The sequence below is a fragment of the Caulobacter zeae genome, from assembly GCF_002858925.1.
In the GTDB taxonomy this organism is placed as follows: Bacteria; Pseudomonadota; Alphaproteobacteria; order Caulobacterales; family Caulobacteraceae; genus Caulobacter; species Caulobacter zeae.
Map to the genome: position 1 here is coordinate 12531 of NZ_PJRS01000042.1, position 13723 is coordinate 26253.

Here is a 13723-nt window from a genome sequence, read left to right on the forward strand (position 1 = left end):
CCGCCGGCTTACTCGGGACGCCGACGACGTTCGCCGTCTTGGGCGCCGCCGCCGGGAGGCGCGCCTTCAGGACGCTTGCCGCGCTGGCCTTTCTCGCCGCGCTGTCCGCCCTGGCGCTGGGCCGCCTGGCCCGGCAGCTGCACCTTGCCGCCCTCGGTCAGGCGGTCGCCGCCCTCGGTGATGACCTTGTCGCCGACGGCGAGCCCTTGCGTGATCGCCACCTGGGTGGTGGTCGACTGGCCGGTCGTGACCTTGGTCTTGGTGACGGTCTGGTCGTCCTTCAGCTTCCAGACGAAGGCGCCGTCCGAGCCCTGGCGCACGGCGGTGGCCGGCACGACCACGGCGTCCTTGAGGGTGTCGAGCTGGATGCGGACGTTGACGAACTGGCTGGGGAACAGCTTGCCGCCGCTGTTGGGGAAGCGGGCCTTGCCCTTCACCGTGCCGGTGCCGGTGTCCACGAGGTTGTCCAGGGTCGAGAAGGTCCCCTGGTCCAGGGTGTTGGTGCGCGTGCGGTCCAGCACCGTGACCGGCAGCGTCGCGCCGCCGAACACCCGCTGCGAGATGCGCGGCACGTCGTCCTGCGGGACGGTGAACTCGACGTCGATCGGCGACAGGGTGGTGATCACCGCCACGCCGCTGGCGTCGCCCGAGGCGACGTAGTTGCCGACGTCGACGACGCGCAGGCCCACGCGGCCGCTGACCGGGGCGGTGATGCGCGAGAAGCCCACGTTCAGGCGGGCCGTACCGACCGCGGCGCGGTCGCTCATCACCGTGCCTTCCAGCTGCTTGACGGTGGCGGCCTGTGTGTCGACCTCCTGGCGGGCGATGGAGTCCTGCTCCAGCAGGGTCTGGTAGCGCTTGAGGGTCAGGCGGGCGACGGCCAGCTGGGCCTCGTCGCGGGTCAGGTTGCCCTGCGCCTCCATCAGCGCCATCTGGAACTGCCGCTGGTCGATCTGCACCAGGGTCTGGCCGGCCTGGACCATCTGGCCCTCGCGGAACAGCACCTGGGTGATGACGCCCGAGACCTGCGGCTTGACGGTGACGGTCGCCGCCGGCGTGACGGTGCCCAGCGCCTCGATCACCACCGGCAGGTCGGCCTTGGCCGCCGCAGCCACCGCCACGGTGCTGGCCGGACCGCCGCGACGGCCGCCGCCGCCCGGAGGGCCTCCGGGACCGCCGGGCCCGCCCGGACCCGTGTCGCCGCCGCCGCCGTTCAGCAGCGTCCAGGCCAGGACGCCCACGCCCGCTAGGGCGGCCAGGGCGACGGCGCCGCCGATGATCCGCGCCCGGCGGCTGGGCTTGCGGACGGCGAGGGACGGGCGGGGTTCGGTCATGGACGGCCTCTGGGCGCGAACGGGCGGCGACGAAGATGGTCGAAAACGCCGTCGCCCTTCAGGGACCCCGGCGGAAGCTTAAGCGATGCACGAAAAGTCGGGTCGCCGACCCTGGCGACCCGACGCTCAAGCTAAACTGCTAGAGGCGGCATTTGATCCATCGGCCGCCCTGGCCGCGGTACGCGTCGCGCTTGACGTCGTAGCTGCGGTACTTGGCCTTGCAGGCGCGCACGTGGCGCTGTTGCTTGGTTTCCTTGCCCGGCTTGGCCTGCTCGTGACGCGGCGCGGGCGCCTCGTGGCGGTCGTGACCTTGCGCCAGGACGGGGGTGGACAGGGCGAGGGCGCCGAGGGCGAGCGCGGTGACGACGACTTTCATGTCGATCTCCAGTGTATTGGGATCGACTGGCTAACAACGTCACGTCGCGACGATGTTGCGGCTTTGAAACGGCTTTCGGCGAACTTGCAACACGCCGTGGCGGGAGTTGGGCGGTGGTGCTTTTACTCCCGTCATTCCCGCCCTCGTGGCGGGAACCCCTGGCTCCGCTCGCACGTGGAGCGCAAGCGGATCGCTGGCGATCCGCCACTACTGCGCCTGCGGCTGACAGAGGGGTTCCCGCCACAGGGGCGGGAATGACGGGCGGGGAAGGGGGAATTACCCCCGGATCAGCGCCTCGCGCTCGGCGGGCGTTAGGGGACGCCAGCGGCCTTCGGGCAGGTCGCCCAGCTCGATCGGGCCGACGCGGTGGCGGAAGAGGTCGATGACGTCCAGTTCAACGAGATCGCACATGCGGCGGATCTGGCGATTGCGGCCTTCGGTCAGCACGAAGCGCAGGGTCTCCTGGCCCAGGCGGTCGACGACGGCGCGCTTGAGCTTGCGGCCATCCAGCTCCAGGCCGTGGCGCAGCCAGTCGATCTTCTCGCGGGTCAGCTCGCCCCGAACCCGGACGCGGTATTCCTTCTCCAGCGTCGACTCCGGTCCGATCACCGCCTTGGCCACCACGCCGTCCTCCGAGAGGATCAAGAGGCCGCGGGAGTCCATGTCCAGGCGACCGACCGGCGCCAGCTTGCTGTCGCGGCCGGGGACGGGACCGGGCTGGCCGAACTGGGCGGCCTTGGTCAGGAGGCGCACGGCCGGGATCTGTTCTCCCTCCGGCTGGGACGAGACGATGCCCACCGGCTTGTGGATCATCACCGTCATGGCCGCGCCCAGCTTCTGGGTCGCGCCGTCGTTCAGCACCAGGGTCTGGCCGGGCTGGATCTTGCGGCCGGCGTCTTCCACCACCTCGCCGTCGATGGTCACCAGGCCCTGGCCGATCAGGCCCTCGGCCTCGCGGCGCGAGCAGACCCCGCTCTGGGCCAGCCACTTGTTGACGCGCTGAGGCTCGGCCTCGTCGTAGGTGCGGGTCCAGGCCATGGGATCAGTCGGCTTTCGGGGGATAGGCGTGGGTCTGGCCGCGCGGGTCTTCCACCGCGCCGTCGTCGAGATAGGTGGGGCCGATCGGAACCTTGCCGTGGCCGTCGGGGATGTCGAGCACGTAGGTCGGCTGGCACAGGCCCGAATAGCGGCCGCGGATGGCCTTCATCAGCGCCTGGCCTTCCTCGACCGAGGTGCGCAGGTGGCTGGTGCCGGGGGCGAGATCCCCCTGGTGCAGGTAGTAGGGCTTCACCCGCGTCTCCACGAGCGCCCGCATCAGCGCGCCCAGGCTTTCGGGATCGTCGTTGACGCCCTTCAGGAGCACGGTCTGGCCGATCATCGGCACGCCGGCGTCGACCAGCTTCGCGCAGGCGGCGCGGGCGGCGCGGGTCAGTTCGCGGGCGTGGTTGGCGTGCAGGGCGACATAGACCGCCTTGGAGCCGCGCTTCAGCGCCGCGACCAGTTCGGGCGTCACCGCCGCTGGATCCACGGAAGGAATACGGGTGTGGAAGCGCACGACCTTGACGTGCTCGATCGCTTCCAGGCGGTCCATCAGGTCGGCGATGCGGCGCGGCGATAGCACCAGTGGGTCGCCGCCGGTGACGATCACCTCCCAGATCTGCGGGCGGGCGGCGATATAGGCGAAGGCCGCGTCCAGCTCGTCGGGCGACAGGGTTTTCAGGCCCTCGGGACCGACCATCTCGCGGCGGAAGCAGAACCGGCAATAGACCGCGCAGGTGTGGGTGGGCTTCAGCAGCACGCGGTCGGGATAGCGGTGGACGATCCCCTCGACCGGGCTGTGGGCGAAGTCGCCGATCGGGTCCTCGGACTCGGCGGGCAGGGTCGTCAGCTCGGCTTCGTCGGCCACGAATTGGCGCGCGATCGGATCGAACGGATCGGCCTCGTCGATCAGCTGCGCCATGTCCGGCGTGATGGCCACCGCGTACTGGGCGGCCACGCGCTCCAGCGCCGGCAGGCGGTCGGCGGCGACGAGCCCGGCCTCGGCCAGGGCGCCGGCGCTGCGAAGGGTCTTCTTGGCGGCGATCATGATCGCTGCGGGATATGCGCCGAACGGGCGTGGTTGGCAAATCTCGGTGTGGGGAACGCTACGATCCCCTTTATCTCCCGTCATTCCCGCCTCAAGGGCGGGAATGACGGGAGATATAGAGGTGAGCGCGTCACCGCGGGCTGTGGATCGGCACGCTGCCGGGCCAGGGCTCGGGGCTGAAGGGCGAGGAGGGCGCGCGGTCGAGCGCGCCCATCAGGGCGAGCGCCAGGGCGCCGCCGACGAGCAGCAGTTTCATCGTCTTGTTCCTGTTAGATGCGGTCGAAGAGGAGGGCGGCCGTAGGAAGACGATCTCAAATCGCGGCGCGCTTTACGAACGATGCCTTCTGCGCCAAGTTGTGAGTCTGGCTAACAAGCGAGGCGCGCGTGCGGCTTCCGCCCTTCGGCTCCCTGGTCGCCCTGGAGGCGGCTTATCGTCATCGCGGCTACAGCCGCGCCGCCGACGAACTGCACGTCACCCACGGCGCGGTCAGCCAGCAGATCCGCAAGCTGGAGGAGGAACTGGGCGCGGTCCTGTTCCGGCGCGAGGGCAACGACATGCTCCCTACGCCCACCGCCCGGCGGCTGGCCGAGCACGTGGCCGAGGCGCTGGCGATCCTCAAGGCCGGCGTGCAGACCGCGCGCCAGACCCTGGCGGGGCCGCTGGTGGTCAGCGCCACCTCGGCCTTCGCCAGCCGCTGGCTGGTGACGCGCCTGGCCCGCCTGGCGGCCGACACCGGCGAGGCCGACCTGCAACTGCGCATCGAGGACCGCAAGGCCGACCTGCGCACCGACGGCGTCGACATCGCCCTGCGCTTCGGGCGGGGGCCCTGGGAGGGGCTGGAGTCGATCCCGTTGCTGGGCGAGCGGCTGTTCCCGGTCTGCTCGCCGGGCTTTCTTGAGACCCACCCGATGAGCGGTCCGGCCGATCTGCTGACCGTGCCGCTGCTGCGCCACACCGGCGTGCACTGGGCGGTCTGGTTCCGGGGCATGGGCCTGGAGCCGCCGGAAATGATCACCGGCATCGCCTTCGACGACACCTCGGTGATGCTCGACGCCGCCGCCCAAGGCATCGGCGTCGCCCTGGCCCGCGAAGGTCTTTCCGAACGCGACCTGCGCGACGGCCGGCTGGTGCGGCCCTTCGCCGGCGAGGTCGAGGTTGAGACCGGCCACCACGTCGTCTGGCGCGCCGACGCGCCCCGGCTGGCGCGGATTCTCAAGGTGCGCGACTGGCTGCTGGCCGAGGTGGGGCGCGAGGCTTAGGCGTCTATCCCCACCATCGTCATCCCGGCCGTAGCGCGCAGCGCGGAGAGCCGGGACCCAGGGGCAGCCGCAATGCGCGGGCGGCCGCCCGGAGGTGAACCCGATGCTTCGCCCAGTCCCCTCGGTCCCGGATAAGCCCTGCGGGCTTTCCGGGATGACGAATTTCAGGGGCGCCGACCTTACTGCCCCGGCGCCCAGTCCGCGCCAGGGATCGTATTGACCATCCATGGGATGCCGAACCTGTCGGTGAGGCTGCCGTATCCGGGCGACCAGAAGGTGGGCGCGAACGGCATGCCGACCTTGCCGCCTTCGGAAAGGGCCTCGAACACCCGCTTGGCCTCGGCGGCGTCCTCGGTGTGGAAGGTGACGTCGAAGCCGTTCTTGGGCTTGTCGATGTTGGGGGCGAACTCGGGCGGCATGTCGGCGCCCATCAGCGACTGGTCGCCGACGTCGAGCCAGGCGTGCATCAGCCAGTCCTTGTATTTCGCGTCGACCGGCATGTCGGCGGGGCCTTCGCCGAACGGAAAGGCGGCGGTGACCTTGCCGCCCAGCACCTTGGCGTAGAAGTCGAAGGCCTGGCGGCATTCGCCCTGGAAGCTCAGGCTGGTGACGATCTTCATGGCGTCCTCCCTGGACATGTCTCCTTTGGGGAAACTAGCGCAGGAGAACGACGATCTGTCGACAGCGCGTCAGCGCACCGTCCTGGCCAGCCTTCGCGCGGCGGCCGAGGCGTCGACGATCGGTATCTCGCCCGCCGGGACGGCGGGCCGGGCGCCTTCAAGCAGGAGGATCTCGTCGGCCCTTCCGTCGTCGCGGGCGCAGTAGAGGCCCGAGGCTTCCTCGGTCCGCCAGTGGAAGGCCAAGCCGCGGTTGCGGGTCTGGCCGACCTTGCAGAGGCTCAGCAGAGAGGGGGATTGGCCGCGCTGGAATTGGGCGTCCGTGAAGCCCGCGGCGCGAACGGCTTCGCGCGCCTGGGTTCGCCGGCGATCCTGGGTGTCGGGACCGCATGCCTGGACGGTGAAGGCGACCAGAACGAGGACGGACAGGGCGAGCGCCTTCATCGTCTCAAACCTCGGCCACGGGAACCCACAGCACCTCGTCGATGCGCCGCGCGCCGGTGGCCAGCAGCGCCAGGCGGTCGAAGCCCAGGGCCGAGCCGGCGGCGGCCGGCATGTGCTCCAGGGCGGCCAGGAAGTCGTCATCGACGGGATAGCGCTCGCCGTAGACGCGCTGCTTCTCGTCCATCTCGGCCACGAACCGGCGGCGCTGCTCGGCCGCGTCGGTCAGTTCGCCGAAGGCGTTGGCCAGCTCCACCCCGCAGGCATAGAGCTCGAAGCGTTCGGCCACGCGCGGGTCCGACGGCTTGGGCCGCGCCAGGGCCGCCTCGGCCGTGGGGTACTCGCACAGCACGGTGGGGCGGCCGATGCCCAGATTGGGTTCGACCTTCTCGACGATGACGCGGCTGAAGACGTCGGCCCAGGTGTCGTCGGCCGAGACCCGGATCCCCGCCGCCGCAGCCGAGGCCGCCAGGGCGTCGCGATCGGTCCGGCCGCCCTCGCCGAGGCTGGCCAGCAAATCCACGCCGGCGTGGCGCACGAAGGCGTCGGCCACCGTCAGCCGCTCGGGCGCGGCGAAGGGATCGCAGTCCTGGCCCCGGAAGGAGAAGAGCTTCGTCCCGGCCGTCTCCGCCGCCAGGGCCATCAGGGCCGCGCAGTCGTCCATCAGGGTCTCGTAGGGCTCGCCGACCCGGTACCATTCCAGCATGGTGAACTCCGGATGGTGCAGCGGCCCGCGCTCGCGGTTGCGCCACACCTTGCCCAGGCTGAAGATCCGCTGCTCGCCCGCGGCCAGCAGCTTCTTGCAGGCGAACTCCGGCGAGGTGTGCAGGTGCAACGGCGCGCGCTGGCCCGTCAGGCTGATCGCTTCCGTCGAGAAGGCGTGAAGGTGCGCCTCGTTGCCGGGCGAGACCTGAAGGCAGGCCGCGTCGATCTCCAGGAAGTCGCGACTTGCGAACCAGCTCCGCACCGCCGCCGTGATCCGATTGCGGGCCAGCAGGAACGGACGACGGTCCTGGTGCTTGCCGGGGCTCCACCAGGGAGAAGGAGAGGGGGCTGACACTTTGGCTCTCGGCGGCTCGAAACGACGGAAGGGCTGGCGATCTAGCCCCGTTCGCTATAGAGGGGCACACGGATTCATCTGCAATATACGCGCGCGCGGTCAACGCGCCGTCGCCCGATCTTCGAGGACTCTCACGTGAAGGTAGCCGCCAGCTCGCTCCGCAAGGGCGCCGTCGTCGACATGGAAGGCAAGCTCTATGTCGTCCTGACCGTCGACAACATCCACCCGGGCAAGGGCACCCCGGTGACCCAGCTCAACATGCGCCGCATCAGCGACGGCGTGAAGGTGTCGGAACGCTACCGCACCACCGAGCAGGTCGAGCGCGCCTTCGTCGACCAGCGCAACCACACCTTCCTGTACCAGGACGGCGAGGGCTTCCACTTCATGAACCCGGAAAGCTACGACCAGCTCGTGGCCACCGAGGACGTGATCGGCGACGCCGCGCCCTACCTGCAGGAGAACATGACGGTCCAGCTGTCGACCCACAATGACGTGCCGATCGCCATCGAACTGCCGCGCACCGTGGTTCTCGAGATCGTCGAGACCGAACCGTCAGTGAAGGGCCAGACCGCTTCGTCGTCGTACAAGCCGGCCGTGCTCAGCAACGGCGTCAAGACGACCGTGCCGCCCTACATCACCGTGGGCACCCGCGTGATCATCCTGACGGAAGACAACAGCTATCAGGAACGCGCCAAGGACTGATCGTCCTTCGATCGCTTCCGAAAACAGATGATCCCGGCGACCGCGAGGTCGCCGGGATTTTTCTTGGGCGCTACTCGGCCGCCGCGACCTGGGGCGGGGCCAGGCGCGAGAGGGCCTCGGCCACGCCCGCGCCATAGGCCGGGTCGGCCTTGGCGCAGTTGGCGATGTGGCGCTGCTGGATGTCGGCGCTGGCGCCGCCCAGTGAACGGGCGGTGTTTTCGAACAGGGCCTGCTGCTGCCCGGCGTCCATCAGCCGGAAGAGGTCGCCCGGCTGCTGGTAGTGGTCGTCGTCGACGCGGTGGTCCCAGTGGGCGGCGGCGCCTTCGATGGCCAGCGGCGGCTCGGCCATGTGCGGATGGTCGACCCACTCGCCGCGGCTGTTGGGCCAGTAGGTCGGCGTGGCGCCGAGATTGCCGTCGACCCGCATCGCCCCGTCGCGGTGATAGCTGTGATAGGGGCACTTGGGCGCGTTCACCGGGATGTGCACGTGGTTCACCCCCAGCCGATAGCGCTGGGCGTCGCCGTACGAAAAGAGGCGCGCCTGCAGCATCTTGTCGGGCGAGAAGCCGATGCCGGGCACGATGTTGGCCGGCGTGAAGGCGGCCTGCTCGACCTCGGCGAAGACGTTCTGGGGATTGCGGTTTAGCTCGAGCACGCCGGCCTCGATCAGCGGGAACTCGCCCTTGGGCCAGACCTTGGTCAGGTCGAACGGGTTGAAGCGGAAGGCCTTGGCCTGCGCATCGGTCATGATCTGGACGTAGAGGGTCCAGCGCGGGAACTCGCCGCGCTCGATGGCCTCGAAGAGGTCGCGCTGGCTGCTCTCGCGGTCCTTGCCGACCAGGACCTCGGCCTCCGAGTCGGTCAGGTTCTCGATCGGCTGCTGGCTGCGGAAGTGGAACTTCACCCACACCCGCTCATTGGCCGCGTCGATGAAGCTGAAGGTGTGGCTGCCGAAGCCGTGCATGTGGCGATAGCCGCGCGGCAGGCCGCGCTCGCTCATCACGATCGTCACCTGGTGCAGCGCCTCGGGCAGCAGGGTCCAGAAGTCCCAGTTGTTCTGGGCGCTGCGCATGCCCGTGCGCGGGTCGCGCTTGACCGCGTGGTTGAGGTCGGGGAAGCGCAGTGGGTCGCGGAAGAAGAACACCGGGGTGTTGTTTCCCACCAGGTCCCAGTTGCCTTCCTCGGTGTAGAACTTCACCGCGAAGCCGCGGATGTCGCGCTCGGCGTCGGCCGCCCCGCGCTCGCCGGCCACGGTCGAGAAGCGCAGGAACACCGGCGTCTCCTTGCCCACTTCCGAGAACAGCCTGGCCTTGGTGAAGCGGGTGATGTCGCCGGTCACCGTGAAGGTCCCGTAGGCGCCCGAGCCCTTGGCGTGCATGCGCCGCTCGGGGATCACCTCGCGGTCGAAATGGGCCAGCTTCTCCAGCAGCCAGATGTCCTGCAGCAGGGCCGGACCGCGCGGGCCGGCGGTCTCGATATTGACGTTGTCATGCACGGGCGCGCCGTTGGCGCGGGAAAAACGGGCGTCCGACATGGCGGCCTCCGACGGTGTTGCGTGGCGGCAAGACTCGCCGATGGCGCCGGTTGCGGGCTTGAACGATCGCGTCGTTCAGAAGGTGCAAGCGGGGAGCCCCCTCAGTCGGCTTTGCCGACAGCTCCCACAGGGGGGGAGCATCTTCTTGGCGCGACCCTTCCAGATCCTCCCCCTCTGGGGGAGGTGGCCCGGAGGGCCGGAGGGGGCCTTCACAAAATTCGCCGCCTCACTCTTGACCTGGTGTTACGTAATAACATTTAAGTCGCCTCGACCGTTCGCATCCGGAGTACCCCATGGCTCGCCACAACCACCTGCAACGGGGTCTCGACGGCGCTGCGATCGGCCTTTCAGGCCTGTGCCTGGTGCACTGCCTTGCCCTGCCGGCCATGGCCGCCCTGTTGCCGCTGGCCGCGAACCTGTCGCATGCCGAGTGGCTGCACCCGCTGTTCCTGGCCATGGCCGCGCCGGTCTCGGTCTTCGCTCTGGCGCGCTCGGGCAACTGGCGGCGTCCGGGCATGGTGGCCCTGGCGGTCGCCGGCCTGTCGCTGATGGCGGCCGGCGCCTTCGCGCCAATGGCCGACTGGGCCGAAGCCGCCCTGACCAGCCTGGGCGGCCTGGCCCTGGCCGGCGTCCACCTGCTCAACGCCCGGATCTGTTCGTGCGCCGAGCAGGGCAAGCTGGAGCCGGCGGCTTAAGGGGCCTCATCCAGGAACGCCGCCACCCAGAAGAACGGCGCGTTCCAGTTCACCGCCACCTCGTTCTGCGTGAAGGCGTCGATGCTGTCGGTCCAGCAGGTCTGGGCCGCGCACTTGCCTTCCATCGTCTTGGCGACCTCGTCGCTGAAGGCGGTGTTGTTGGGCCCGCCCGAGATCACCCCGGGCGGCGGGGCGGGGTACTTGCCCTTGCCCACCCAGAAGCGGTGGTGCGGATGCTTCATCGGTCGCGCGCCCCAACCTGTCACATAGGACTGGTCCAGCGGGTTGCGGCCCAGCACGTAGTCCATGGCGTCGGCGGCGGCCTGGCGATAGGCGGTCTTGCCGGTGAAGTCGAAGGCCAGGCCCAGCACCATGGCGCGGTTCATGATCACGCCGTTCGAGCCCCAGACATAGCGCGTCCCGGCGTCCGGCAGGCGATAGCCGGCCTGAAGATCCTCGGCGGCGTACCTGTCGGCGGCGGCGACAACGCCGGCGCGGGCGGCCTCGCGCACGGACGCTGGAACCTTGTCCGACAGGGCCAGCGAGATCACCCCCAGCGTCGAGGTCGAGCCCCAGCCGGGCGCCTCGGCCGGCTTGCCGGCGGCCGGCATGTAGGGCGAGCCCTGCACGACCTCGCCGTAAGACGCCTCGCCAGTGGTCGCCCACAGTTCGGCCGCGGCCCAGAACAGTTCGTCGCCCAGTTCGCCGTCGCCATAGCCGCCCCCGCCGTTGAACTGGCTGTGGGCGTAGATCTCCGGATTGCGCCGGGCCGCGTCGAAGGCGGACCGGGCCACCTTCAGGCAGCGGGCCGAGAAGGCCGGGTCGACGTCCTTCCACACCCGCGCGCACTGGGCGGCGACGGCGGCCAGGTTCAGGGTCGCGCCGGTGGTCGGATGGAACAGGTAGCGCGGGGCCGGGTCCTCGTGCGGCGCGGTCGGCACGCCGGTCCAATAGGCGTCGGTCAGCTTCTGGTGGGCCATGCCCGAGGCGTCGACATTGGTCAGCGCCAGCTGTCCCTTGTCCTGCTTGCCGATCGGCAGGGCCATGGTCGTTCCGGGCGGGACCTGCATACGCAGCAGGAACTCCAGCTCCCAGCGGGCCTCGTCCAGCAGGTCGGAGACGCCGTTGCCGGCTTCGGGGATGCGCTGGACGCCGTCGGCGAAGTCGGGCGTCTTGCCCCGGGCGGCCAGGCGCTCGTGATAGTTCACCAGCGTCCAGACGGCGATGCCTCCGTTGACCACGTATTTGCCGTGGTCGCCGGCGTCGTACCAGCCCTTGCTGGCGTTCAGCTCGTAGCCGCAGCCGGCCCAGACCTGGCCGCGGTGGTCCTGGCCGTTGAAGCAGGTGGCGCGGTCGGGCGCGTGGGCGGCCGGACGCGCCAGCTTGGGATCGTCGCCGTTCCTGGCCTCGATCGCGACGCCGCTGCGGTTCTGGTAGAAGAAGGCGAGAGCGTCTCGCTTGAGCCGCGCATAGGGATGGGCGTCGACGGCGAACGGCCGGCTGGTCCGCTGGCCGAGCTTCAGCCGATAGCCGTAGCCGGCCGGGGCGGCCGAGAAATCGATCTGGTGCAGGCTTTCGCCCGAGGCCGCGTCGGGGCCGACCACGCGGGTCTGGCCCTTGGCGACGACCCGGCCGTCCTTGTCTTCCAGCGTCCAGGCCAGGGGCGTCGTCGAGGTCTCCGGCAGCACCGCCAGCTTGCCTGCGCTTTCCAGTACGCCGACCTGGTTCAGGCGGATCGGCGCGATCGGTTCGGCCGCGAGGCTGGGCGAGGCGAGGGCGGCCAGGGCGGTCGCCGCCAGCAGGGCGAGCATCGAACGGTGCGGCAAGGGCTTCCTCCGGGACGCGAAACAGATGGGCGTCTTTTCGCGCCCCGGCGAGACCCTAGGCGATATCTGACAGCGTTGTCACGCGCTGGTGTGGCGCGACGGACTTCGGGCGATCCGAGCCCGCCGTCGGCCCTAGTAGCCCACGAACGGCAGCGAGGAGTGGTGGACGATGATCCGCAGCGCGCCGCGCTCGTCCTTCTTGAACACCCAGGTCTTGTCGACCACGGTCGGATTGCCGTCGGCGTCGCGAAGCTCCAGCCGGCCCATGGTGCTGGCGACCGCGCCGTTGATCTGGATGCCGACCGGCTTGTAGCTCACGCTGCGCCAGGGCAGCAGGGCGAAGCCGTCGTCATAGGGATAGGCTTTGTCGTGACCGACGAAATAGGCCATGGCGCCGGTCTTGGTCGTGCGGAAGGTCTGCGGCTGGCGGGTCAGGGTCGGCTTGAACAGCACGGGACCCAGTTGATAGCCATAGGCCTTGTCGATGAAGTCGCTGGCGACGGCCTTGGCCTTCTCGAAGTTGGCCTCGTTGCCGTCGTAGGCGACCGAGATCGACACCAGGCCCTTGCCCCAGGCCTCGGTCGCGGCGATGACCTCGGCTTCGGAGACGCGCGGGGTTATCGGCTGGGCGAGGCCGGCAGCGGGCGAGGCCGTTACGGCGGCCAGGGCGAGCGTCGAGGCGATCAGGAAGCGGCGGGTGGTCACGGTCATCGGGTCGTACCTCCGTTGGACAGCGGCGGCCGACATGGACCGCGCGCGATGGGCTGGACGCGGACGCTGACTGGCTACTGGGTCTTTCGGGCGCGAAGGGCGTCCCTGGAAGACAGGCTGGCGCCATGGGGAGAGCGGCCGCGCCGCCCGTCCGGGAACGAGCGCGACGGCGCCGGCGTGACATGGTGGTCGCCCCCCGAAGGCTCCGCCGGCACCTTCGGGAGAATTCGCCGATTTTGCAATCTATGAATGTATTGCGCGCGGATGCACCCAGCCGCCCGCCGTCAGGCCTGAGAGCTGCTCATCCGCAGCCAGCGCACGTCGAGTTCGCCATCAAGGTAATCGGCGCGGTCGGCCAGGAAGCCCAGGATGTAGGGCTCGTCGAAGTGCTTCAGCAGGGCGGCGCGGTCGCTCCAGGCCTCGTAGAAGACGAAGAGGTCGCGGTCGGCGCGATCGCGATGCACGTGATAGGCCACGCAGCCGGCCTCGCGGCGCGTCGGCGCGACCAGCGACACCAGCCGCGCCTCCAGCTGGTCGGCCATGCCGGGACGGGCGCGAGCCGTGCCGACCAGGGCGTAGGGACCTGTCTCGCCGGCGTCGGGCAGGGGCGGGCCGAAGGGGGTGTTGGACATGCTGGGCCTCATAGGTAAGGATATGTGCTTACCTAAAATGCTTCAGAGGTATGGTTCAATCCTTACCTTTGGCCTGGAGACCCGATGCCCGACGCCGACGGCCACCCCGAACCCGAGGAAATGCAGCTGGGCGCCTTGCTGGCGGCCCTGGCCGATCCGCTGCGCCGCCGCGTGATCGCCGAGCTGGTGCGCGCCGAGCCGCTGACCGAGCGCACCTGCGTCTCGTTCGGCTTGCCGGTCAGCAAGGCTTCGCTGACCCACCATTTCCGGGTGCTGCGCGAGGCGGGCCTGATCCGCCAGGTCGACCGCGGCAACAGCCGCGCCGCCCAGCTGCGCCGCGACGAGATCGAGGCCCGCTTTCCCGGCCTGCTGGCCCTGGTCGCGGCCGAGGACCGCGCCCTCTAGACACCGGTGTCTTTCCCGCTACGACAGGGAATAACGAGACAACA

General features: G+C 69.7%; 16 protein-coding genes. 4 read left to right on the forward strand and 12 right to left on the reverse strand.

Translation table 11 applies throughout. From position 1 onward, the window contains the following. Positions 1-8 precede the first annotated feature (8 nt). The 5 genes from SGCZBJ_RS20485 to SGCZBJ_RS26395 all read right to left on the reverse strand — a co-directional run bounded on the left by SGCZBJ_RS20485 (position 9) and on the right by SGCZBJ_RS26395 (position 4052). The gene (locus SGCZBJ_RS20485) at positions 9-1334 is read right to left on the reverse strand and encodes an MdtA/MuxA family multidrug efflux RND transporter periplasmic adaptor subunit (RefSeq protein ID WP_101719789.1); all 1326 of its coding nucleotides are present in this window, start codon (positions 1332-1334) and stop codon (positions 9-11) included. Between the two features lie 139 nt (positions 1335-1473). Then, a complete protein-coding gene (locus SGCZBJ_RS20490; protein WP_101719790.1) occupies positions 1474-1710 on the reverse strand; it encodes a BA14K family protein in 237 nt (78 codons plus the stop codon). A gap of 276 nt (positions 1711-1986) precedes the next feature. Continuing rightward, entirely contained in the window at positions 1987-2748 is a 762-nt protein-coding gene (locus SGCZBJ_RS20495; protein WP_101719791.1) for a pseudouridine synthase, read from the reverse strand. Between the two features lie 4 nt (positions 2749-2752). Continuing rightward, positions 2753-3796 (reverse strand): lysine-2,3-aminomutase-like protein, encoded by a 1044-nt coding sequence (locus tag SGCZBJ_RS20500; RefSeq protein WP_420808182.1) that lies wholly within the window; start codon positions 3794-3796, stop codon positions 2753-2755. Between the two features lie 130 nt (positions 3797-3926). Beyond that, positions 3927-4052, reverse strand: coding sequence for a hypothetical protein (locus SGCZBJ_RS26395; protein WP_276308972.1), 126 nt, complete (start codon positions 4050-4052; stop codon positions 3927-3929). 128 nt (positions 4053-4180) lie between these two features. Between SGCZBJ_RS26395 and SGCZBJ_RS20505 the strand changes: the two genes are divergently transcribed. Next, positions 4181-5056 (forward strand): LysR substrate-binding domain-containing protein, encoded by an 876-nt coding sequence (locus SGCZBJ_RS20505; RefSeq protein ID WP_101719792.1) that lies wholly within the window; start codon positions 4181-4183, stop codon positions 5054-5056. A gap of 179 nt (positions 5057-5235) precedes the next feature. On the opposite strand, the gene SGCZBJ_RS20510 is transcribed toward SGCZBJ_RS20505, so the two are convergent. The 3 genes from SGCZBJ_RS20510 to epmA all read right to left on the reverse strand — a co-directional run bounded on the left by SGCZBJ_RS20510 (position 5236) and on the right by epmA (position 7174). Next, positions 5236-5676 carry a VOC family protein gene (locus tag SGCZBJ_RS20510; protein ID WP_101719793.1) on the reverse strand — a complete coding sequence of 147 codons (441 nt, stop codon included), beginning with the start codon at positions 5674-5676 and terminating at the stop codon, positions 5236-5238. 69 nt (positions 5677-5745) lie between these two features. Next, a complete protein-coding gene (locus SGCZBJ_RS20515; RefSeq protein ID WP_101719794.1) occupies positions 5746-6117 on the reverse strand; it encodes a hypothetical protein in 372 nt (123 codons plus the stop codon). Positions 6118-6121: 4 nt separating this feature from the next. Beyond that, entirely contained in the window at positions 6122-7174 is a 1053-nt protein-coding gene (gene epmA, locus SGCZBJ_RS20520) for an EF-P lysine aminoacylase EpmA (protein WP_101719795.1), read from the reverse strand. A gap of 135 nt (positions 7175-7309) precedes the next feature. Between epmA and efp the strand changes: the two genes are divergently transcribed. After that, entirely contained in the window at positions 7310-7876 is a 567-nt protein-coding gene (efp, locus tag SGCZBJ_RS20525) for an elongation factor P (RefSeq protein ID WP_101719796.1), read from the forward strand. A gap of 70 nt (positions 7877-7946) precedes the next feature. Here efp and SGCZBJ_RS20530 read toward each other — a convergent pair whose 3' ends face one another. After that, complete coding sequence (locus SGCZBJ_RS20530) at positions 7947-9410, reverse strand: catalase (RefSeq protein ID WP_101719797.1); 1464 nt, start codon at positions 9408-9410, stop codon at positions 7947-7949. A 293-nt stretch (positions 9411-9703) separates the two neighbouring features. On the opposite strand from SGCZBJ_RS20530, the gene SGCZBJ_RS20535 reads away from it, so the two are divergent. Then, the gene (locus tag SGCZBJ_RS20535; protein WP_101719798.1) at positions 9704-10105 is read left to right on the forward strand and encodes a MerC domain-containing protein; all 402 of its coding nucleotides are present in this window, start codon (positions 9704-9706) and stop codon (positions 10103-10105) included. Here SGCZBJ_RS20535 and SGCZBJ_RS20540 read toward each other — a convergent pair. From SGCZBJ_RS20540 to SGCZBJ_RS20550, 3 genes are all read right to left on the reverse strand, one after another. Next, on the reverse strand, positions 10102-11931 hold the full coding sequence (locus SGCZBJ_RS20540) for a glycoside hydrolase family 9 protein (RefSeq protein WP_205685437.1): 1830 nt from the start codon (positions 11929-11931) through the stop codon (positions 10102-10104). The genes SGCZBJ_RS20535 and SGCZBJ_RS20540 overlap by 4 nt on opposite strands. Before the next feature lie 132 nt (positions 11932-12063). Beyond that, positions 12064-12642 (reverse strand): hypothetical protein, encoded by a 579-nt coding sequence (locus SGCZBJ_RS20545; protein WP_101719800.1) that lies wholly within the window; start codon positions 12640-12642, stop codon positions 12064-12066. A 284-nt stretch (positions 12643-12926) separates the two neighbouring features. Then, the gene (locus SGCZBJ_RS20550) at positions 12927-13274 is read right to left on the reverse strand and encodes a putative quinol monooxygenase (protein ID WP_101719801.1); all 348 of its coding nucleotides are present in this window, start codon (positions 13272-13274) and stop codon (positions 12927-12929) included. An 84-nt stretch (positions 13275-13358) separates the two neighbouring features. Between SGCZBJ_RS20550 and SGCZBJ_RS20555 the strand changes: the two genes are divergently transcribed. Next, positions 13359-13679 (forward strand): ArsR/SmtB family transcription factor, encoded by a 321-nt coding sequence (locus SGCZBJ_RS20555; RefSeq protein WP_101719802.1) that lies wholly within the window; start codon positions 13359-13361, stop codon positions 13677-13679. Positions 13680-13723: the final 44 nt, after the last annotated feature.

What these genes read in the sequence shown, in the direction of transcription:
- SGCZBJ_RS20535 (WP_101719798.1), top strand. Translation starts at nt 9,704, where the DNA reads ATGGCTCGCCACAACCACCTGCAACGGGGTCTCGACGGCGCTGCGATC.
- SGCZBJ_RS20555 (WP_101719802.1), top strand. Translation starts at nt 13,359, where the DNA reads ATGCCCGACGCCGACGGCCACCCCGAACCCGAGGAAATGCAGCTGGGC.
- SGCZBJ_RS20515 (WP_101719794.1), bottom strand. Translation starts at nt 6,117, where the DNA reads ATGAAGGCGCTCGCCCTGTCCGTCCTCGTTCTGGTCGCCTTCACCGTC.
- SGCZBJ_RS26395 (WP_276308972.1), bottom strand. Translation starts at nt 4,052, where the DNA reads ATGAAACTGCTGCTCGTCGGCGGCGCCCTGGCGCTCGCCCTGATGGGC.
- SGCZBJ_RS20550 (WP_101719801.1), bottom strand. Translation starts at nt 13,274, where the DNA reads ATGTCCAACACCCCCTTCGGCCCGCCCCTGCCCGACGCCGGCGAGACA.
- SGCZBJ_RS20500 (WP_420808182.1), bottom strand. Translation starts at nt 3,796, where the DNA reads ATGATCGCCGCCAAGAAGACCCTTCGCAGCGCCGGCGCCCTGGCCGAG.
- SGCZBJ_RS20495 (WP_101719791.1), bottom strand. Translation starts at nt 2,748, where the DNA reads ATGGCCTGGACCCGCACCTACGACGAGGCCGAGCCTCAGCGCGTCAAC.
- SGCZBJ_RS20490 (WP_101719790.1), bottom strand. Translation starts at nt 1,710, where the DNA reads ATGAAAGTCGTCGTCACCGCGCTCGCCCTCGGCGCCCTCGCCCTGTCC.
- SGCZBJ_RS20485 (WP_101719789.1), bottom strand. Translation starts at nt 1,334, where the DNA reads ATGACCGAACCCCGCCCGTCCCTCGCCGTCCGCAAGCCCAGCCGCCGG.
- SGCZBJ_RS20530 (WP_101719797.1), bottom strand. Translation starts at nt 9,410, where the DNA reads ATGTCGGACGCCCGTTTTTCCCGCGCCAACGGCGCGCCCGTGCATGAC.
- SGCZBJ_RS20545 (WP_101719800.1), bottom strand. Translation starts at nt 12,642, where the DNA reads ATGACCGTGACCACCCGCCGCTTCCTGATCGCCTCGACGCTCGCCCTG.
- SGCZBJ_RS20510 (WP_101719793.1), bottom strand. Translation starts at nt 5,676, where the DNA reads ATGAAGATCGTCACCAGCCTGAGCTTCCAGGGCGAATGCCGCCAGGCC.